This window comes from Vicinamibacterales bacterium (assembly GCA_036496585.1).
Lineage (GTDB): Bacteria > Acidobacteriota > Vicinamibacteria > Vicinamibacterales > 2-12-FULL-66-21 > JAICSD01.
Genome location: DASXLB010000004.1, coordinates 124,613 through 144,998, shown reverse-complemented (window position 1 = coordinate 144,998; position 20,386 = coordinate 124,613). Strand labels below are relative to the sequence as shown.

Sequence of the window (20,386 nt, the reverse complement as noted above, 5' to 3'; positions counted from 1 at the left end):
GGATGGTACCATCTTTCCCCAGCAATGGACCGCTCAGGGCTGACGTGGAGACGCGCGATCGCAGGCGTGCTGACGCTGGTGGTCGTCGCCTACGCCGCCACGATCGGCTGGCTGATCGCCAACGAGACGCGGCTCGTGTTCCGCGCCGATGCGCCGTTCGACGCGCGGCGGCCGGCGCAGCCCTACGAACAGCTCGAGGAGCCGCCGGCAGCCACCGGCGGCCGGCCCACCGGCAGGGCGTGGCTGATGCCGGCGGTGTCGCCCGGCGCCGCGGTGTGGGTGGTCTATCTGCACGGCAACGACAGCACCCTCGCCAGCCGTATGAACGTGCTGCACTACGAGCGGTTGCGCGCCCTCGGCGTCAACGTGCTGGCGCCCGAGTATCGCGGCTTCGGCGGCCTCGCCGGCACGCCGACCGAGCCGGGGCTCGCCGAAGACGCCGCGCACTGGTACGACTACCTGCGCACCCGCCGGCACGTCGATCCGCAGCACATCGTGATCTACGGCTGGTCGCTCGGCTCGGCGGTCGCGGTCACGCTGGCGTCGCATGTCGACGCCGCCGCGGTGGTCCTCGAGGGAGCGCCCGCCTCGATCGTCGCCATCGGCCAGCAGCGGTACCCGATGTTTCCTGTACGGTTGATCATCCGGAATCCCTTCGAGTCGATCCTGCGGGTCGGCGCCATTCACGCGCCGATCCTGTTCCTGCACAGTCCCGAAGACGTCGTGGTGCCGATCGGCGAGGCCCGCCGGCTGTTCGCGGCGGCGCCGCAGCCGAAGCAGTTCGTGGAAGTGGCGGGCGGCCACATCTACGCCAGCGAGAAGGACCCGCGCTTCTTCCCCGCCGTCGCCTCGTTCCTCCACAGCCGGCGCCTCCTGCCGTGAGTCCCGCCGATCCTCACCAGCGGCTGCGCGAAGACGTGTCGATGCTCGGCGGCATGCTCGGCGACACGATCCGGGCGCGCGAGGGGGACGCGCTGTTCGAGACGGTGGAGCGGATCCGGCGGGCCGCCAAGGCGGCGCGTCAGGAGGCCGCGCAGGACGTCGGGCGGCTCGAGAAGCCGCTGCGCGACCTGCCGCTCGAGATGGCGGTGCCGGTGGCGCGCGCCTTCGCGCACTTCCTGGCGCTCGCCAACATCGCCGAGCAGCACCACCGCGTGCGGCGGCGGCGCGACTATCAGCGCGAGGACGCGTCGCGGGGCCAGCGCGGATCCTGTCAGCAGATCTTTCCGAAGATCCTCGAGGCAGGCGCGTCGCCCGAGGATCTGCACGCCGCCGCGGGCCGGATGCAGATCGCGCTGGTCGTCACCGCGCATCCGACGACGATCACCCGCCGCACGCTCGCCGCCGCCCACGCCCGCGTCGCGGCGGCGCTCGAGCGCCACGATCGCGGCGACCTCAGCGCGTTCGAGCGCGAGGAGGTCGAAGCCGGGCTTCGCCGCGAGATTCTCGCGATGTGGGGCACGGAGGACGTGCGGCGTCAGAAGCCGCGGCCGCTCGACGAAGTCCGCAGCGGCCTCTACATCTTCGAGCAGACGCTGTGGGACGCGCTGCCGCGCTGCCTCCGCGCCATGGACCGCGCCCTCCTCGAAGCGACCGGCGCGCGCCTGCCGCTGGCCGCCGCGCCGATCGTGTTCGGCTCGTGGATCGGCGGCGATCGCGACGGCAACCCGGCGATCACCGCCGAGGTCACGCGCGAGGCCTGCGCCGCCGCGCGCGCGCTCGCCGCGTCGCTCTACGCGCGGGAACTCGACGCGCTGGCCGGCGAGCTGCCGATCACGGCGGCGACCGCCGAGCTGCGCGACGCGACCGGCGGCGCCCGCGAACCGTACCGCGCGGTCATGCGCCACCTGGCGCGCCGGCTGCGCGAACCCGATCATCACGTTGGCGCCCGCGAGCTGCGCGACGCGCTGGAGCTCTGCCACCGGTCGCTCATCGAGACCGGGCAGCCCCTGCTCGCCGACGGGCGTCTCACCGACGTGCTCCGCCGGATCGCCGCCTTCGGCACCTCGCTCGTCCGCCTCGACATCCGCCAGCACGCGGAACGCCACGCGCAGGTACTGGACGCGCTAACCGGCCGCCTCGGGCTTGGACGCTACACCGAATGGAGCGAGGACGCGCGGCAGCAGTTCCTCCGCCACGCGATGCGTGAGCGCACGCCGGTGCCCCGCGATCTCGACGCCGGCCCCGACGTCGACGAGGCGCTCGCCACCTTCCGCGCGATCGCCGAAATCCCGCGCGACTCGCTGGGTGCCTACGTCATTTCGATGGCCCGGACGCCGTCCGACGTACTGGCCGTCGAGTACCTGCAGCAGGCCCACGGCTCGTCCTTGCGCGTCGTCCCGCTCTTCGAGGAAGTCGCGACGCTCGAGCAGGCCGGTGAGACGATGCGGGCCCTCTGGACGCCGCGAACCGGCGCCGCGAGCGAGCCACGATCGCTGCGCGTCGGCGGGATCTCCGCCGGCGACGGTGCGGCGGGGTCCGGCGGGGTGCAGCCCCCCAGCGAGGTGATGATCGGGTACTCCGACTCCGCCAAGGACGGCGGGCGGCTCGCCGCGAACTGGCATCTGTACAAGGCGCAGGAGGCGGTGGTCGCCGCGGCGCGCGACGCGGGTGTCGAGCTGACGCTGTTCCACGGTCGCGGCGGCAGCATCGGCCGCGGCGGCGGACCGATCCCGCTGGCGATGCGATCGCAGCCGCCGGGATCGATCAACGGGCGGCTGCGGGTGACCGTGCAGGGGGAGATGATCGAGGAACAGTTCGGGCTGCCGGAGATCGCGCTGCGCACGCTCGAGGTCTACGTGACCTCGGTGCTGCGCGCCTCGCTCGAAGCGCCGGCAGCCGTCCCCGAAGCATGGCGGGGCGCGATGGAACGGCTGGCGGGCGACGCGCACGCCGTCTACCGGCGCACCGTCTACGACGACCCGCGATTTCTCGCCTACTTTCACAGCGCCACGCCGGAGCAGGAGATCGCGCGCGCGCCGATCGGCAGCCGGCCGGCCCGGCGCGGCAGCCGCGGCGGCGTCGAATCGCTGCGCGCCATTCCGTGGGTCTTCGCCTGGACGCAGACGCGGCTGCTGCTGCCGTCGTGGCTCGGCACCGGCGAGGCGCTCGACGCCGCCGCGGCGCGCGGCGAACAGGATCTGGTGCGGCGGATGGCGCGCGAGTGGCCGTTCTTCAACGCCACGCTGCGCCTGATCGAGATGGCGCTCGCCGAGGCGGAGCCGGGGATCGCCGACGCCTACGATCGCGCGCTGGTGCCGCCGGAGCTGCGCGACGTCGGCACCGACCTGCGCGCCCGGCTCATGCGGGCCCGGGAGGCGGTCCTCGACGCGCTCGGGGCGCGCGTGCTGCTCGAAGACAATCCGGTGCTGCGCCGGTCGATCGACGTCCGCAACCCCTACGTCGATCCGATCAACTTCGTCCAGATCGCGCTCCTCACGCACCTGCGCGGCGGCCGCGGCGTCGACGACAACCTGTGGCGGGCTTTTCTGGTGACGGTCAACGGCATCGCCGCCGGCATGCGAAACGTCGGATAGCCACGGGCGCGACGCGCGGCGTCACGCGCTATAGTGCGTTCATGAAACGCGCCGTTCTCCTCCTGCTCGCCGCCGGTTCCCTTGTTCCCGCCCGGGCCGTGTTCACCGCCGCGCCACAGGCAGGCGCCCCGAGCGTGCTCGCGCCAGGCGCGACCGTCGACAAGATCGCCGGCGACTTCATCTTCACCGAAGGTCCGGCGTCGGACGATCGGGGCAATCTGTTTTTCGTCGATCAGGACAACAACCGGATCATGGAGTACGACACGGCCGGCAAGCTGACCACCTTCATGCAGCCCAGCGGCTACAGCAACGGCATGACGTTCGACGAGCACGGCCAGCTGATCGCCTGCGCCGACGAGAAGAACGAGATGTGGTCGATCGATCCGGCGACGAAGACGGTGACGCCGCTGTTCAACACCTACGAAGGCAAGCTGCTCAACGGACCCAACGACGTCTGGGTCAATCCGAAGACCGGCCTGATCTATTTCACCGATCCGTACTACGCCCGCAAGTGGTGGAACCGCGGACCGAAAGAGAGTCCGGAAACCGTCTACGTCTATTCGCGGGCGACCAAGAAAATGACGCGCATCATCGACGACATGCAGCAGCCCAACGGCATCATCGGCACGCCGGACGGCCGCACGCTCTACGTGTCGGACATCCGCGGCCGCAAGACGTTCGTCTACGACATCGCCGCCGACGGCACCCTGGCCAACAAGCGGCCGTTCTGCGACATGGGATCCGACGGCATGACGATCGATTCCGAGGGGAACGTCTACCTGACGTCAGGCCGGGCGGTCCACGTCTTCGGCAAGAGCGGCACGGAGATCGAGAGCATCCCAGTGGAGCAGGCGCCGGCCAACGTCGCCTTCGCCGGCAGCGATCACCGGACGCTCTTCATCACGGCGCGGACCGGGCTCTACGCCGTGAAGACGCGCGTCACGGGCGTCGGACCGCAGTAGAGCCGGTGAGCTGACATGCCGCTGGTGGTGACGCCCGACATCCTGATCCCTGAAGACGCGCTCGAGGAGCGGTTCGTCCGCGCGTCGGGCCCGGGCGGCCAGAACGTCAACAAGGTTGCGACGGCGGTCCAGCTCCGCTTCGATCCGTCGCGATCGGGACTGAGCGGCGAGGTTCGCGATCGTCTGCGGACCCTGTCCGGCTCTCGCGTGACCGACGCGGGCATCATCGTGATCGATGCCCGCGAGCACCGGACCCAGTCCCAGAACCGCGACGAGGCGCGTGCACGGCTGGTCGACCTGATTCGCCGCGCCCTGGTTCGGCCGAAGCGGCGTCGCAAGACGAAGCCGTCGCGCGCGGCGAAGCAGCGGCGCGTCGACGTCAAGAAACGCCGTGGGGACGCCAAACGCACGCGCGGACGCTTCCGCGACGAGGACTAGCGCAGCGCGAGCCGCGCCCCGCGCTACCGCTTGATCCAGGCGGCGATGTCGTCGACGACCGCCTGGTCGACGTGCGAAGGCTGTTCGTACTCGGCCGGCAGGCTCTTGCCGGTGCCGGGCAGGAAGAGGTGGTTCAGCGCCGGATACGAATGGAAGACGACGTTCGATCGGCCGGCGAGCGCCGCTTTCCAGCGCGCGAAGTCGTTCATCGTCACCTGGTAGTCGCGCTCTCCCTGCAGGACAAGGAACGGCTGCCCGAGCGTCTTCGCGGCGGTGGGCGCGTCGAAGCCTTTCAGGTCTACCCAGTACGACGCCGGCGCGTTCAACACGTACTGGCCGGCCGCGGCATCCGCCGGGGTCAGCGCGCGAATCCGGTCCGCGACCATCGACGTGGCGTCGATCTGCTTCTGTTCGTCTGGCGTCACAGTGCCGTCGGCCTCCGCCAGGTACTTCGTCTGCTCGACGAGGGCGTTCTCGAGCGGCCGCGCGGCGCCGGCCATGACGATGAGGCCGGCCAGTTTGGGATCGGCGGAGGCGATGCGCGGGATCAGCATGCCGCCGAGGCTGTGTCCGAGCACGTAGACGCGCGCGGGATCGACGCGGGGGGTCGCGCGCAGCACCGCCGCCGCCGCGAGCGCGTCGTCGACGACCTCCTCCTTGACCGTCCACGATTTCAGCGCCGCCATCTTCGGGCCGTAGACGCGCGTCCGTTTGTCGTAGCGCAGCACGGCGATGCCGCGTGAGGCGAGGCCGGCGGCCAGATCGGCAAACGGCCGGTTCGCCCCGACCGTTTCATCACGATCGTTCGCCCCCGATCCGTGCACCAGCACGATGCCGGGAAACGGCCCTGCCCCGTTGGGCAGCGTCAGCGTCCCTGGCAGCGCCCATTCGCCGGACCCGACCGTAACGTCGCTCGACCCGTACGACGATGGCGTCGCGTACGGCGGCGGCGAATAGGGGGCGGCCGCGGCGGCCGCCGGACGGAACGCCAGGCCCGAAATCCGATTGGCGGGATCGAAGGCGATCTGGAAATCGAGCTTGGCTTTCTCGAACTCGCAGGTCTGGATGACCATGTGCTTGTCGTCGATCGCGCGCACCCGCACGTGACTGCCGCACTGCTTGAGCGCGCCTGCCTGCATGAGCAGGGAATCCCAGCCGGCGCCGAAGCGTCCCGGCGGCAGCGCGGCCTTCATCCGGTCGTCGAACTGCGCTTCGACGCCGGCGTAGTTCTTCGAGGCGATCGAGGCGAGCACCGCCGCCGCGTGCGCCGTGTAGTCGGCGTCGGACAGCGCCGCCGGCGCCTGGGCGTCGAGGTTTGTGACCAACGCCAGCAGAAGCGTGACGAGCAGCGGCATCCCTGAATTATAAAGGCGCATGCGACGGCCATCGATCGGGATCCTGCTCATCACCGGCGCGGCGGCGCTGCCGCGCGCCGACTATGTCCGCCCGGCGCCGCAGCGCATCGACGTCGCGACGGGTGTCCATGCGTTCGTGTCGAAGCCGTACGGTGACGTCGGCCTCGACGGCAACTCGGTCGCGATCGTCGGCCGCGACGCCGTGCTCGTGTTCGACACCAACGGCACGCCGGCAGCGGCGGCACGCGTGCTCGCCGAGATCCGGAAGCTCACGCCGAAGCCGATCCGCTACGTCGTCAACTCGCACTGGCACTGGGACCATTGGTACGGCACCGAGACCTACACGGCCGCGTTTCCGGGCGTGAAAGTGATCGCGCACGAGAAGACCAAGACCCTGATGGCAGGGCCGGCGATCGAATTCAACCGCCCCGGACTCGAACAGCAGTTGCCCGACTACGTCGCCTCGCTCGAGAAGCGCGCGCAGACGGATGCGACGCTGGCGCCGCTCGCCGCGGAAGACCGCTTCTTCCTCGAGCAGAAGGAGAACGCACGTCTCGTCCTGCCCGACACGACCTATACGACGCGGCTGGACCTCGATCTCGGCGGCCGCCGCGTCCAGGTCCTGCACGAGGATCGCGCGATCACTCCCGGCGACACCTTCCTGTACCTGCCCGACGACCGGATCGTCGTCAGCGGCGATCTGCTGGTCAATCCGATCACCTTCGGCCTGAGCTCGTATCCATCCGGCTGGCTGAAGACGCTGGAGCGGCTCGACGCGCTCGACCCCGTGGTCATCGTCCCCGGCCACGGCGAGCCGCTGCGCGACAAGGCACTCTTGCACGCGACCATCGACGGGTTGCGCGAGCTGCTGAAGGAGGGCCGGGACGCGCAGGCACGCGGCCTCGACCCCGATCAGGCAAAGGAGGAGATCTTCCCCCGCCTGCACGATCGTATGGTTGCGATCACCAAAGACGATCCGAAGCTGAACGAACAGTTCAAGGTGTACTTCGTCGACTGGACGCTGCACCGCGTCTACGACGAGCTGCGCGGGCCGCTGACCGACGCAATCGCGGCGATTCCGCCGAAGTAGCGCCGGCCCCCTAAACGCGCGTCGCATCGGGCGGGCCGGGTCGTTGGATGCGGCCAGCTGACGGCACCGCTCGCGCTTACGCCGCTTTCAGCACCACCTTCAGGCAGTCGTCCTGCTTGTTGGTGAAGATGTCGTAGGCGAACGGCGCCTGGTCGAGCGGGAGCCGGTGCGTGATGACGAAACTCGGATCGATCTCGCCGGCGACAATCCGCTGCAGCAGCGGGCGCAGATAGCGATGCACGTGCGTCTGGCCGCTCTTGATGGTGAGCGAGCGGTTGACGATCGCGCCGATCGGGAACTTGTCCATGAACCCGCCGTAGACGCCGGCGATCGACACGGTGCCGCCGTTGCGGCAGCACATGATGGCCTGGCGCACGGCCGCGCCCCGCTCGGTCTCCATCATCAGCATCGTCTTCGCCTTGTCGTAGAGGTGCCAGGAATTGGCCGCGTGCGCTTCCATGCCGACCGCATCGATGCACGCGTCGGCGCCGCGGCCACCGGTCATCTCCCGAATCGCTTCGTAGACGTCGGTGTTCTCGTAGTTGATGGTCTCCGCGCCGGCGCGGTCGCGGGCGATGCGCATGCGGGACTCGAAGCGATCGATGGCGATGACCCGCTCCGCCCCGAGCAGGTAGGCGCTGGCGATGGCGAACTGCCCGACCGGTCCGCAGCCCCACACCGCAACCACGCTCCCTGGCTTGATGTTCGATTGCTCCGCCGCCATGTAGCCGGTCGGAAAGATGTCGGACAGGAACAGCGCCTGATCGTCGGAGAGTTCGCCAGGCACCTTCAAGGGACCGACATCCGCAAACGGCACCCGCACGTATTCCGCCTGGCCGCCCGGATAGCCGCCGAGCATGTGCGAGTAGCCGAAAATGCCGCAGGGAGAATAGCCCCACAGCTGCTCGGCCTCCCACGCGTTGGGATTCGAGTTCTCGCAGAGCGAGAACAGCTGCGCCTGGCACATGTTGCACCGGCCGCAGGCAATCGGAAACGGCACGACCACGCGATCGCCGCGGCGAAGGTGCTTCACCCCCTTGCCGACTTCCACGACCACGCCCATGAACTCGTGGCCGAGGACGTCCCCCTTGTGCATGGTCGGGATGAATCCGTCGTAGAGATGCACATCGGATCCGCAGATGGCGGTGCTCGTGACCCGGATGATCGCGTCGTGGGGGTTGAGGATCACGGGGTCGGGCACCCGTCGGACCTCGACTCGCTTCGTGCCCATCCAGCAGTTGGCCCTCATCGCGCGCCTCCGACGAACAGTTGTTCGACGCGCCCGCCTTCAGGCGTGTCGCCGAACGACGTCACTGCGCCGTTGCAGCCGGCGCGGGCGATTTCGCCGGTCTCAACCAGCTGCTTGAACTGGCGAAGCTGTTCCTGCACCCGCGCGGGGCTGCGCCGTCCAAACCACGCCGGCTGGAACTGCACGCGCACTTCGGTGCCGCGACTGCCCGGCGCGAGATCGAAGCGGACGTGCTCGACGATATCGCCGAACGGATCCAGCTCGTTCCACAGATGCGCGACCTCGTCGGGCGGGCGGTTGATCGTGAACGCCTTTGATACGGGGGGTGACGCATTCGCGCCAAAGCCACCGCGGCCGTGCGCCCGCCTGAGTTGGGTCAGCGCGAGCGCCGCCGCAGCCGCGCCGAGGCCGATCGCGGCCCATCTCCGCGCGTCGGACAGCGAGTCGGGATTGGTGTACTGCCGTGCTGCCATGTCGTGTCCCCCGTCCTTTGATGAAGGCCGCGGGGGCACACGGTGCAATGCGCGATCCTCCCGCCCCTCAGCAATACGCCTGGTTGCAGGGCGGGGGCTCAGCATCCGCGCCGTTGAAACCGCCCACCATCGTGGGGTGAATCGTGCAGTGATACGTGCTCGAACCGCTCGTCCCCATCGCGACCGCGGCGCTCGAGCCGCCCGGGGGGATGTCGGCCGTCTGCAGCGAGCCATCGTCGAGCATGATGTGGTGCGTGACGACATCGGCGTTCTTGAACACGACGAGCTGGCCCTTGTCGACGGTGGCCGGATTCGGACTGAAGGCAGTCTTGCCGTTCGAGCCGGAGATCGTAATCGTGATCGTCGTCTGGGCGAGAACGCCGGTGGACGTCGGGGTCGTAGGCGTACTGGCGCCGCTGCTGCTGCCGCCGCAACTCGCCGCGACGAGCACGGCTGCCAGCACCAGGGCTACCGAACCTGCCTTGAACATGACGTGTGTCCTCCAGGGAACCGTGAGCCCATGCGGAGCAAGGCGGATGCCCTGGATTTGACGGCGATCCAGGCGTCCGTCAGCGACTTACGGGCGAAGCGATTACGCGGCGAGTAAGCCGTTACGGATCGTGGCCGCCCTGGCATGGGGTCACCGTGCCTGGCGTACCATCGGGGTCATGGGAACCAGCGCGGCGAGCCGGCTCGGAGACTTCGGAATTCTGCTGCACGGCACCCGGGTCGAGACGGGCTCGACGTTCGACGTGCGGTCGCCGTACGACGGATCGCTGGTGGCGACGGTCCACAGCGCCGGCGCCGCCGAAATCGAGCGGGCGATCGCCGCCGCGGCCCGATCGTTCGAGACGACCAGACGGCTGCCCTCGTGGAAGCGCGCGGCGGTGCTCGAGCGGATTGCGGCGGCGGTGGCGCAGCGCCGCGACGAGTTCGCAGAGACGATCGCGCTCGAAGCCGGCAAACCGATCGCCCTCGCACGCGTCGAGGTCGACCGCGCCGCGTTCGTGCTGCGCGTCGGCGCCGAGGAGGCCAGGCGCATCACCGGCGAAATCCTGCCGCTCGACTGGCTGCCCGGCACCGAGGGGCGTGAGGCGCTGGTCCGGCGGGTGCCGCTCGGACCGATCGTCGGGATCACGCCGTTCAATTTTCCGGTGAACCTGGTCGCGCACAAGGTGGCGCCGGCGCTCGCCGCGGGCAACCCGCTGATCCTGCGGCCCGGTCCGCGGACGCCGGTCTCGGCGCTGCTGCTCGGGCGCCTCATCCTCGACGCGGGCTGGCCGCCCGACGCGCTCGCCGTCTTCCCCTGCAGCAACGACGACACGCTGCACCTCGTCGAAGACGATCGGATCAAGCTGCTCACCTTCACCGGAAGCGCGCCGGTCGGCTGGATGCTGAAGTCGCGCGCCGGCCGCAAACGCGTCACGCTGGAACTGGGCGGCAACGCCGCGGTGATCGTGCACGCCGACGCCGACGCCGGCCACGCCGCCGAACGTGTCGCATCGGGCGGCTTCGCCTACGCCGGGCAGTCGTGCATCTCGGCGCAGCGCATCTATGTGCACGCGGCGATCTACGACGCGTTCAGCGCGGCGATCGTCGCCCGCGCGCGCGCCCTGAAGATTGGGGATCCGCTCGACGAGTCGACCGATGTCGGGCCGGTCATCGACGCGGCCGCCGCGGACCGAATCGGCGAATGGATCGACGAGGCGCGTGCTGCCGGCGCGGTGGTGCTGACCGGCGGCGTCCGGCACGGGTCGGTCTGGGAACCGACGGTGATCGAGGGAGCGCCGGCGACCGCCCGAGTGAACTGCCGGGAGCTGTTCGGGCCGGTCGTGTCGCTGACCCGTTACGACGAGATCGGCCAGGCGATCGCGGCGGCCAACGACAGCGAGTTCGGCCTGCAGGCGGGGATCTTCAGCCATGACCAGCGGGTGATCGACGCCGCCATCGACGGCATCGACGCCGGCGGCATCATCGTCAACGACAGCTCGGCGTTCCGCGTCGACCACATGCCGTACGGCGGCGTCAAGCAGTCGGGCCTCGGGCGCGAAGGCGTCCGCTATGCGATCGAAGAGATGACGGAGTCGAAGCTGGTCGCCTACACCCGGCGCCGGTGAGCTCGCGCCTACTTGATGACCTGATAACCCGCCGGGACCAGGAACACATCGTCGGCAATCGCGTCGGTCTTCATCGAGAGGACTCTCGTCGTCACCTTCATCGCGCCCATGCCGGCCATCATGGCTGCCATCTGGCGGGCGTTGTCGGAGGCCCCTGGCCCGGCTTCGATCGTCATCGTGACCTCGGTCAGCACCGGCACACCCTGCACGGTGGCCATCGCCTTGGCCATCCGCTCCATGCCGGGCAGGCTTACCCCGGTTGCCCCCATCGCCGCGCCAGCCAGGTCGGCACCTGACATGGCTTTCTGGTAGGCGGCGTATTCGGCGGCGCCGGGCGCCTCCTTGGCGACCCACATCGACCCCTTCATGATCATGGTGACGCCCTGCATGGCGGCGGCGGCTTCGGGCGGTACCTGCGCGCCACCCATCTGCGAGAGGTTCATCGTGGTGTTGAACGCGTACTCGTCGCACTTCAACCCGTCGATCGTCTGCGACCGGCCGGTCGGGGCCACCGAATTCTCGAGGCTGCCCGCGGACGGCTGCCCGGTCGCCGGCTGCACCGGCGCCCCCGACGTGCGCGCGGTCTTCTGATTGTGGTCCAGCAGGACCACCTGCTTCGCGCCGGCATCGGTAATCGTCGACATGTTGCCCGGCAGGTTGGCGCTGCCGAGATCGACGTCCATCCGCCCTTTCGTGCCCTTGATTCGAGTGGTGATCGTCGGGGTCGGCAATCCGCCTGACTGAGCCATCGACGCCATGCCGCCTTCGGCCGTCGTTTTCTGCACGATGGTGACGTCGGCGTGTGCGACGACCGAGCACACGAAAAGGAGGAGGAGCGTCGCGGACCAGCGCTTCATCTTGTTGTGCCTCCGGAGCGGGACATCCCGCAGCTACTTGCAGCCGGTGTGATGGCAGCCACAGCGCAGCTCGCTGATGCTCCCCGCTTTCTTACAGTGATCGCTGCAGTACTTACCGAATTCGCCATCAGAAGAGACGGTGCAGGAGCAAGCCGGATGCGCGCATTTCTGTTCCATCGCGTCCTCCTCGACCGTGGGGTGCCGTAATGGCCCCGGGCTATTGTGCCACGGGCGGAAGCGGCGGCGGGGTTTACACTGGACGGGTGAGTCGGTGGACGGTGGCGGCGCTGGCGGTGATCACGGCGGTGGGCCTTGGCGCGGAACAACGGCCGCGGCTGAGGTCGAGCGTCGAGCTCACCGTGGCGACCGCGACGGTGCGCGACGAGAACGGCAAGCTGGTCACCGGGCTGCCGCGCGAGGCATTCGAGGTCTCCGAGGACGGCGTGCCGGTGCCCATCTCGCAGTTCACCAACGAGCGGGTCCCGCTCGGCCTGGGTCTGCTGCTCGACATCAGCGACAGCATGTTCGGCCGCCGCATCAAGGACGCCGAGGGGGCGGTGGAGCGCTTCCTGACCTCGCTCCTCGATCCGGCCGACGCGTTCTTTCTGATGACGTTCAACCACCAGCCGGCTTTGCTCTTCGGCTGGCAGAGCGACGCGACCGGCGTCCACGATTCGCTGACGGCGCTGCGGCCGACCGGCTCCACCGCGATCTACGACGCGATGGTCGCCGCCATGCCCTACCTCCAGAACCGGCCGCGCGAGCGCGCGGCGCTCGTGCTCGTCACCGACGGCGCCGATACCGCGAGCGACGTCACGCTGCACGACCTGCGGCCGGCGCTGGTCCGCAGCGACGCCTTCGTCTACGCGATCGCCATCGATACGCCGGAGCCGCAGTACATCGCGCACCGGGTCAGCCTGGAGACCCTGAACGAGATCACCAGCCAGAGCGGCGGCCACACCGAGCTCGTCCGCGCGACCGAGGATCTCGACGTGGCGACCAAGAACATCGCCGACGAGCTCAATAGTCAATACGTGATCGGCTATTCCTCGCCGCACCCCGGCGACGGCCAGTACCACAGCATCCGCGTGCGGGCGACGAACCCGGCCTACAAAGTCCGCGCGCGGACGGGATACGTCGCGGTCCGGAAGACGCTGCCGTAGGAGGACCGACCGCCCGTCCTCCTCATTTCTGCAGCACCCACGTCGTCATCGCGCGCTGGTTCTGGACGTTGGTGGTCTTGATCGGATCGAGCAGCGTCCCGCCCAGCTCGTAGCCGGCGTCGAGCAGCAGCCGCTCGTCGACGACGAAGCGATCACTGCCGTCGGGAAGACGGACGCGGCCGGCAGTTTCCGGCAGCACGTGCTCGATCCCGATACTCGACGCGAGCCGCGCGAAGAACAGGCCGCCGCGCGCCAGCACGCGCCACATCTCGTCGAGCATGCGATCGAAATGGACCCGATCGCGCGCGAAGTGCAGAACGGCGCTGCAGATCACCGCGTCCATGCGTCCGTCCGGCCACGGCAGCACGTGCAGCGCGCCCTGGCGGAGGTTATCGTGCGGCAGCGTCGGCGCCAGCCGCGCGGCGAGCTTCTTCGTGGCGGCCACCGCGGCCGGATCCTCATCGATGGCGAACACCTCGTAGCCATGCGCCAGGAAATACGGCAGGTTACGGCCCGCGCCGCAGCCGGCGTCCAGGATGCGCCGGCGCCCGTCGAACCGGCCGCGCAGAAGCTGGTCGAACAGATAGATGTCGATGTCGCCAAGCCGCGCGCGCAGGTCATTCGAAGGTACCGGGTTCGTCATGGGATCGCCTACACTGTACTGCCGACACCGTGAGCACCATTCTCCAGCGTCTTCCCGCCGGCCAGAAGGTCGGCATCGCATTTTCCGGCGGCCTCGACACGAGTGCAGCGCTGCACTGGATGCGCAGCAAGGGAGCGATCCCCTACGCGTATACGGCGAATCTCGGCCAGCCCGACGAGCCGGATTACGACGAGATCCCGCGCAAGGCGCTCCTCTATGGCGCTGAAGCGGCGCGGCTCGTCGACTGCCGTCCGCAGCTCGTCGCCGAGGGCATCGCCGCGCTGCAGTGCGGCGCGTTCCACATCTCCACCGCCGGCGTCCCGTACTTCAACACCACGCCGATCGGCCGCGCCGTCACCGGGACGATGCTGGTCGCCGCGATGAAGGCCGACGAGGTCAACATCTGGGGCGACGGCAGCACCTTCAAGGGAAACGACATCGAACGCTTCTACCGTTACGGGCTGCTGGCCAATCCATCGCTGAAGATCTACAAGCCGTGGCTCGACCAGCAGTTCATCGACGAGCTCGGCGGACGGGCTGAAATGTCGGCCTACATGTCGGCGCACGGGTTCGCCTACAAGATGTCGGCCGAGAAAGCCTATTCCACCGATTCGAACATGCTCGGCGCGACGCACGAGGCCAAGGATCTCGAGCGGCTCGACACCGGCATCACGATCGTCCAGCCGATCATGGGCGTTGCCGCCTGGCGCGACGACGTCGCCGTCAAGCGCGAGGAGGTCAGCATCCGCTTCGAGGAAGGGCAGCCGGTCGCCTTGAACGGCATCACCTTCAAGGACCAGGTGCAGATGCTCCTCGAGGCGAACCGCATCGGCGGCCGTCACGGCCTCGGCATGAGCGACCAGATCGAGAACCGGATCATCGAGGCGAAGAGCCGCGGCATCTACGAGGCGCCCGGTCTCGCCCTCCTGTTCATCGCCTACGAGCGCCTGATCACCGGCATCCACAACGAAGACACGATCGAGCAGTATCGCGACAACGGACGCCGTCTCGGCCGGCTGCTCTACCAGGGGCGCTGGTTCGATCCGCAAGCCATGATGCTGCGCGAAACCGCGCAGCGCTGGGTGGCCCGCGCGGTCACCGGCGAGGTCGCGATCGAGCTGCGCCGCGGCAACGATTACTCCATCCTGAACACGGTGTCGCCGAGCCTCACCTACAAGCCGGAGCGGCTGACGATGGAGAAGGGCGAATCGACGTTCACACCACAGGATCGCATCGGCCAGTTGACGATGCGCAATCTCGACATCACCGATACCCGCGACAAGCTCATCACCTACGCCAAGGTCGGCCTGCTGGCGCCGTTCGGCCCGACGGCGCTGCCGGCGCCGAGCGGCGCCGACGGGTCCCATTCCGGCGAGCCCGGAGATGACCGGTAGACTCCCGGCAGTCGCGATCGTGGTCGCGCTGGCCATCGGCGCGTGCGGCGGCAGCAGCGGCGGCGGATCGTCGACCGCCACGTCCCCCTCGCCCGCACCGGCACTCCCCGTCAGTAGCGCCTGCGCCGCGGTCGCGCAGTCTTCGGCATCCGCCGGCACGGCGATCGTCAACGGCGCCGACTGCTCGACCGACGGTTCCGCCGTCGTGCTGCTGAACCTGAAGGACAGCAGCGGCCAGCAGCTGGGCGCCTGCAGCGGAACGATCATCTCGGCCCGTGCCGTCCTCACCGCGGCCCACTGCCTGCAGCCGCCCGCGGCGTCGGTGCTGATCTATCTGGGCAGCGGCCCGCAACTCGCCTCGAGTTCGTTCGCGCCGCACCCATCGTGGCGCGATGCGAATACGTCGCAGTTCGACGTCGGCGTCGTCCAATTCGCGTCCGACATCGGCCGCGCGCCCAAGCCGCTGCTCCTGAGCCGCGACGCGCGCGTCGGCGAGACCGCCGTGATCGCCGGCTGGGGCAAGAGCTCGGCGACCGGGGAAACCGCGACCCTGCGGGCCGGCGTGGCCGTCATCACCGCGGTGTCGCCCCTCACGCTGCAGACCACCTCCACGACCACGGCGAGTGCGGTGTGCCAGGGTGATTCCGGGGGGCCGATCCTCGTCCAGGAGGCGGGCGCGTGGGCCATCGCGGGCGTCATCTCCGCCAACTCCACCCTGGCGTGTTCGTTCGGCGACAACATCTACGCCGCCGTGCGCGCCGCCGAGAATCAATCGTTCATCCTCGGTCTCGTGCCGGCCGCCAGCCGCCAATAGGCGGACGCGGGCGATACCCAGGTGCGGGACACGGTCATCAGAGCGGGCGGACTGGCGATGGCGCTGGGCTATGGGGCGCTGATCGCGTGGATCTACGCCAACCAGCCACAGTCGGTGGCGGAGGTGAGCGGCGGACTCACCGCGATGGCGGGCGTCTACGCGATCGATCGACCGGCGTTCGACGACGGGCTGCAGTTCTTCCGGCACGATCAGTTCCCGGAAGCGCGCGCGGCGTTCGGCCGCGCCGATCGCGCGCAGCGCGACGCCCGCACGCAGTTCTACATCGCCTACGCCTTTTACCGCGAAGGGTGGGGACGGCTCTATGACGACGACCCGCTGTTCACGAAGGGACTGGCGGCGGTCGACCGGGCGATCGCGGTCGCTCCGGACGGGCGGCTGGTCGTCGACGATCCCGATCTCCAGATGCACTCGGCCGACGAACTGCGGGCGGAGCTCGAGCGGGGCCTGACGATCGAAGCGGCGGACTTCAATCCGCTGCGGGTGTTCAGGAAACGCAAATGAGCTCGGTTCGCGAAGCGATCGTGCTTCCGCTGATGCTGCTCACAGCGACGCTGATGGCGGGCGTCCAACCCGGCGCGCCGCTGGTCTTCGTCCCGCCCACGCCGTACTCGCTCGTGCTCGGCACGCTCGTCGTGGCGGCGCTCATCCGCAGCGGCGCCCTCGATCCCGCTCGACTGCTGCATGGCTCACGGCCAATCCTGGCCAACGCCAACGGCGCGGTCGTCCTCATCGCGCTCCTCGTCGCGGCGGCGGCGGTGCTGACGATGATCACTCCGGGCAGCGGGCTGCCGCGGTTCTTCGTCGCGGCGTTCCTGTTCGTCCTGCTGCTCAACACCATCGTCGCGCAGCCGGATCGCGTCCGCCTGCTGCGCAGTCTCGCGGTGATTCTCGGCGCCGGGCTCATCCTCAAGTTCGTCGTCCTGGCGGCGCTGGCGGAGCCGGCCGCGAGCGCGACCGGACGCGTACTGGTCGCCGTCTTCGACGCGGCGACGTTCGGGTCTATCGCGCAGGTGCAGCAGCCGAGCTCGGCCGGCTACCTCGCGTTCGCAGCGATCGCGCTGCTGCTCGGGGCCGCGGCTCTGCTGCCAGCTCGACGCGCCGTCACCACGGCATCTGCCATGCAGCGTCGGGAGGCATGAGCGTCGTCAAACTCCGCCGAGATGCCGTCGACGCCCTCGAGCACGCAATGCAGGGCGTGCAGACCTACGATGTTGAGCGGATCGAAGGTCGCGACTGGGATCCGGGCCTGATAGGGAAGAGGTCGGCGGCGCGCGTGCAAATCGTGGACGACACACCGGTGGAACACGAAGTGACGATCGTGATGCGGCGGCATACCGATCGCGGTCGCCGGCGCTGACCTCGGCCGTTTCCCCCTCCCGATTTCACCGGCTGCTGGAACGCGCTTTCTGCAAGGCGGGACGGCCTGGCGTGTCGCCGTTCCTGCAAATCTCGGCGAGATGGCGGCGATACTCGCCCGCCGAGCTCGCGTCGCCGGACTGCTCCGCCGCCTCCGCCGCGCCTGCCAGGGCGCGGAAGCGATTCGGCTCCTTGGCCATCGTTTTCCTGAACTCGAGGAGCGCGTCCGATGGACGCTTCAGCTGCATCAGCATCTCGGCGAGCAGCTCGCGTCCCGGGGCGATCGGACCTGGAGAGATCGCCGACTTCTCGGTCGCGTCCTCCCGATCGGCCGCCTCGCTCATCGTCTGCAGTGCGGCATCGGAGCGTCCGTCCGCCAGGGCGAGCCACGCCGAGACGGCGAGCCCTTGAATCGCGACCTGCTCCGCCCAGTACTTGTCGCCAGACTTGTTCAGTGCGTCGATCCTGAGCTGCAACTCGCGGGAGGCGTCCTTCGCCTCCGCTGTGCCGCCGGCCCGCGCGCCGCCGAGGCCGCGCGCAAACCAGGTGAGCGCTTCGGCGTAGGCCGTCCCGGTAGGCCTCACCTCGAGCTGCGCGGCCTCCGCCCACACGCCGCGCTCGAGCGCGTAGCGGGCCGGAATGGCCGCCAGCGCATAGTCGGCGGCCGCGGGGGGAGCCGCGCCAGCGGTCCGGTTCTGACTGGCCGCGATGCGCGGCGCGTCTTCGAGGATGGCGCGGGCCTTGGCATCCTGCCCCGTCTGCAGGTACGCGTAGATCTCGTAGTCGCTGGCGTGCAGCGCTTCGTTGACGTTGCCGCCGCGCTTCGCCGACGCCGCCGACAGGATGTTGGTGTCGATCGAGTCCTGCCAGTAGCCGAGGCGGGTGAAGGTGTGCGAGGGCATGTGCAGCGCGTGCGGGGCGTCGGGCGCGATCGTCGCGTAGCGGCGTGCCGCTTCGACCGCCTTTGGCGCCAGGGCCGGGACGTCATAGGCGTGGATGATGTAGTGCGCGAGTCCGGGGTGATCCGGCTGCTTCGCCCAGAGGACCTCGAGCATCGCGCCGGCCTTCAACTGATCGGCGTAGCTCTTGTCGGTCGGATCCGCCGCCGCCGCGAGCGCCGCACCGTAGAACGCCTTCGCCTCGGTGTCGTCTGGATACGCGTCTACGAGACGCGCCATCGCATCCCGATACGCGACCATGCGCGTGTGCTGATCGAGGGTGTCGAACCGATCGTAGAGCGATGACACCGCGTCGATATAGGCGCGTTCGCGTGGCGTCCTGGCGCCCGTCGCCTTCGCGCGCTGCACTGTGTCGCGTCCGGTGGACAGCTGCGGCGCCGCTCGCGGCGCTGGAGAGAACGGGTTTCCCCACTGCGACAGCGCAATCCCCCAGACCGCGATGCCGCACGAAGGATCCGCCGCTGCAACGTCCCCGAATGCGTCGATCGCGGCGCCGAACTCGAACGAATGGAGCAGCGCTACGCCGCGCGCGAGCGCCGGCTGCACTGAGGCGCCGCAGGAATTGGCGAACGTCACCGTGCCCAGATGGCCGGTGTGTTGAGCCCGCGCCGGCACCACCGCGCCGGCGACGGCCGCCGCCGCCATGGCCACCGTGACCGCGAGACTCAGCCGCACGAGCTCACTCCTGTCCCAGGAGCGTGGGGAGGCACCGGCATCCGTAGACGATACTCCTGGCGTCGCAGCGTGTCATTCGCTGGCGATGCTATCCTGCCCGGATGTCGAGATGGATGACAGTCACGGCCGGCGCACTCGTCAGCGTGGCGTTGTTGAGCGCGCAGCGCGGCAGTCAGCCGTTCCCCGGCGGCCTCAATCCCGACGGTTCGCTCCGGCCGAGCGCACCGGTCAGCCGCTATTTCACGCAGGACGCGTATACCGAGTACGCGATTCTCGAGCCGGGCAGCGAGGCGTTCCGGATCCGCTACCTCTTCGAGACCGCCAGAGCCGGCGCGACCGAGATGGTGAACGCGACGCGCGGCGGCAGCGAAGGCAGCGGCGTCGAAGTCTACGACCCGCGAACCGGCCGGCCGCTCACGTTCACGTACGAACCGGTGCCAGGGGAGGCTGACGCCCACCAGATCCGCGCCACGCTCGTTCATCCCGTGCCGGAAGGCGGCATCGGCCGGATCCTCGTGTACAAGACCTACAAGGACGCCCGTACCTACATGATGGACGGCACGGACGTCGTCTGGGTACGCAGCCTGGCCGGCTACCGCCTCGGCGTGATCCTGCCGAAGGGCTACGCGTTCATCTCGTCTGACGTCGCCGCGCAGCTCTCGACCACGGCCGACGGGCGGCTGAAGCTCGCCTTCGCCAATCCGAGCGGCCAGTCGAATCCGCTGACGATCCATGCGCGACCTACCGCGGCGGCCTTCACGCCGTCGCCGTTCGACGACATGTTCTTCGATGACGTCAAGACGCTCTACGACCTCGACGCGCCCGAGTCCGGGCAGATCGCCCTCGAGCAGATCTACAGCGACTATCGCAAGGGCCCGCGCGCGCGGCTCGACTCACTGTCCTACCTCGAGCTGCGGGATCTGAAGGTGACCGATCTCGACACGGCGCACGAGTTGTCGATCGTCAAGGACAAAGGGGCGACGTTTGCAAAACTCGAGGTCCCGATCACCGACGACCGCCAGAGCGCCCACCTGAAGCTGACCGGCTCTGTGAAGGCGCCCAGCTACACACTCGTCGGAGGCGAGCTCGTCTTCCAGCGGACCCTGAAGGGGCTGCGCAATACGGTCGTACTGCCAAAGGGCTGGGAGGTGTCGGGCGTGTCGCAGTCGGCCACGATCGGCACCGACCGCAATGGACGCGCCTTCGTTTCGCTCGTCAACCTGAATGCGGAGAACAACTACAAGGTGACGATCCGGGCGCGGAAGAGCCGGTAAGCGCCGCGCG

General features: G+C 69.1%; 20 protein-coding genes. 13 read left to right on the top strand and 7 right to left on the bottom strand.

What is annotated here, in order from left to right; translation table 11 throughout:
• The first annotated feature begins 24 nt into the window (after positions 1-24).
• Genes VGI12_01180 through arfB form a run of 4 tightly spaced genes read left to right on the top strand, consistent with a single transcriptional unit; the run spans position 25 to position 4,936 of the window.
• Positions 25-882: an alpha/beta fold hydrolase gene (locus VGI12_01180; protein HEY2431255.1), complete on the top strand. Its 858-nt coding sequence runs from the start codon at positions 25-27 to the stop codon at positions 880-882.
• Positions 879-3,536 (top strand): phosphoenolpyruvate carboxylase, encoded by a 2,658-nt coding sequence (gene ppc / locus VGI12_01175; protein HEY2431254.1) that lies wholly within the window; start codon positions 879-881, stop codon positions 3,534-3,536. The genes VGI12_01180 and ppc overlap by 4 nt, the downstream gene beginning before the upstream one ends.
• Before the next feature lie 41 nt (positions 3,537-3,577).
• A complete protein-coding gene (locus VGI12_01170) occupies positions 3,578-4,498 on the top strand; it encodes an SMP-30/gluconolactonase/LRE family protein (protein ID HEY2431253.1) in 921 nt (306 codons plus the stop codon).
• 15 nt (positions 4,499-4,513) lie between these two features.
• Positions 4,514-4,936 (top strand): alternative ribosome rescue aminoacyl-tRNA hydrolase ArfB, encoded by a 423-nt coding sequence (gene arfB / locus VGI12_01165; GenBank protein HEY2431252.1) that lies wholly within the window; start codon positions 4,514-4,516, stop codon positions 4,934-4,936.
• A gap of 23 nt (positions 4,937-4,959) precedes the next feature.
• Here the strand turns inward: arfB and VGI12_01160 are convergent, their stop codons facing one another.
• Positions 4,960-6,291, bottom strand: a complete 1,332-nt coding sequence (locus VGI12_01160) for an alpha/beta fold hydrolase (GenBank protein HEY2431251.1) — start codon at positions 6,289-6,291, stop codon at positions 4,960-4,962.
• Positions 6,292-6,310: 19 nt separating this feature from the next.
• On the opposite strand from VGI12_01160, the gene VGI12_01155 reads away from it, so the two are divergent.
• On the top strand, positions 6,311-7,381 hold the full coding sequence (locus VGI12_01155) for an MBL fold metallo-hydrolase (protein HEY2431250.1): 1,071 nt from the start codon (positions 6,311-6,313) through the stop codon (positions 7,379-7,381).
• Positions 7,382-7,457: 76 nt separating this feature from the next.
• Here the strand turns inward: VGI12_01155 and VGI12_01150 are convergent, their stop codons facing one another.
• From VGI12_01150 to VGI12_01140, 3 genes are all read right to left on the bottom strand, one after another.
• Positions 7,458-8,630, bottom strand: coding sequence for a zinc-dependent alcohol dehydrogenase (locus VGI12_01150; GenBank protein ID HEY2431249.1), 1,173 nt, complete (start codon positions 8,628-8,630; stop codon positions 7,458-7,460).
• Positions 8,627-9,103, bottom strand: a complete 477-nt coding sequence (locus tag VGI12_01145; protein HEY2431248.1) for a hypothetical protein — start codon at positions 9,101-9,103, stop codon at positions 8,627-8,629. The genes VGI12_01150 and VGI12_01145 overlap by 4 nt, the downstream gene beginning before the upstream one ends.
• A 67-nt stretch (positions 9,104-9,170) precedes the next feature.
• A complete protein-coding gene (locus VGI12_01140) occupies positions 9,171-9,593 on the bottom strand; it encodes a plastocyanin/azurin family copper-binding protein (GenBank protein ID HEY2431247.1) in 423 nt (140 codons plus the stop codon).
• Positions 9,594-9,771: 178 nt separating this feature from the next.
• On the opposite strand from VGI12_01140, the gene VGI12_01135 reads away from it, so the two are divergent.
• A complete protein-coding gene (locus VGI12_01135) occupies positions 9,772-11,220 on the top strand; it encodes an aldehyde dehydrogenase family protein (GenBank protein ID HEY2431246.1) in 1,449 nt (482 codons plus the stop codon).
• An 8-nt stretch (positions 11,221-11,228) separates the two neighbouring features.
• Here VGI12_01135 and VGI12_01130 read toward each other — a convergent pair whose 3' ends face one another.
• Positions 11,229-12,077 (bottom strand): hypothetical protein, encoded by an 849-nt coding sequence (locus VGI12_01130; protein HEY2431245.1) that lies wholly within the window; start codon positions 12,075-12,077, stop codon positions 11,229-11,231.
• Between the two features lie 263 nt (positions 12,078-12,340).
• On the opposite strand from VGI12_01130, the gene VGI12_01125 reads away from it, so the two are divergent.
• Positions 12,341-13,240, top strand: coding sequence for a VWA domain-containing protein (locus VGI12_01125; protein ID HEY2431244.1), 900 nt, complete (start codon positions 12,341-12,343; stop codon positions 13,238-13,240).
• A gap of 22 nt (positions 13,241-13,262) precedes the next feature.
• Here VGI12_01125 and VGI12_01120 read toward each other — a convergent pair whose 3' ends face one another.
• The gene (locus VGI12_01120) at positions 13,263-13,883 is read right to left on the bottom strand and encodes a class I SAM-dependent methyltransferase (protein ID HEY2431243.1); all 621 of its coding nucleotides are present in this window, start codon (positions 13,881-13,883) and stop codon (positions 13,263-13,265) included.
• Between the two features lie 29 nt (positions 13,884-13,912).
• Here VGI12_01120 and argG point away from each other — a divergent pair, with 29 nt between their 5' ends.
• From argG to VGI12_01095, 5 genes are read left to right on the top strand one after another with little or no spacing between them, the layout of a single operon-like run.
• Positions 13,913-15,277, top strand: coding sequence for an argininosuccinate synthase (gene argG / locus VGI12_01115; GenBank protein HEY2431242.1), 1,365 nt, complete (start codon positions 13,913-13,915; stop codon positions 15,275-15,277).
• Entirely contained in the window at positions 15,267-16,091 is an 825-nt protein-coding gene (locus VGI12_01110) for a trypsin-like serine protease (protein HEY2431241.1), read from the top strand. Before argG ends, VGI12_01110 begins: the two co-directional genes overlap by 11 nt.
• Positions 16,092-16,112: 21 nt before the next feature.
• Complete coding sequence (locus VGI12_01105; GenBank protein HEY2431240.1) at positions 16,113-16,613, top strand: hypothetical protein; 501 nt, start codon at positions 16,113-16,115, stop codon at positions 16,611-16,613.
• Positions 16,610-17,251 carry a hypothetical protein gene (locus VGI12_01100; protein ID HEY2431239.1) on the top strand — a complete coding sequence of 214 codons (642 nt, stop codon included), beginning with the start codon at positions 16,610-16,612 and terminating at the stop codon, positions 17,249-17,251. Before VGI12_01105 ends, VGI12_01100 begins: the two co-directional genes overlap by 4 nt.
• 47 nt (positions 17,252-17,298) lie before the next feature.
• A complete protein-coding gene (locus VGI12_01095) occupies positions 17,299-17,469 on the top strand; it encodes a hypothetical protein (protein ID HEY2431238.1) in 171 nt (56 codons plus the stop codon).
• Between the two features lie 25 nt (positions 17,470-17,494).
• Here the strand turns inward: VGI12_01095 and VGI12_01090 are convergent, their stop codons facing one another.
• Positions 17,495-19,102 (bottom strand): hypothetical protein, encoded by a 1,608-nt coding sequence (locus tag VGI12_01090; GenBank protein HEY2431237.1) that lies wholly within the window; start codon positions 19,100-19,102, stop codon positions 17,495-17,497.
• A gap of 101 nt (positions 19,103-19,203) precedes the next feature.
• On the opposite strand from VGI12_01090, the gene VGI12_01085 reads away from it, so the two are divergent.
• Positions 19,204-20,376, top strand: a complete 1,173-nt coding sequence (locus VGI12_01085; GenBank protein HEY2431236.1) for a hypothetical protein — start codon at positions 19,204-19,206, stop codon at positions 20,374-20,376.
• Positions 20,377-20,386: the final 10 nt, after the last annotated feature.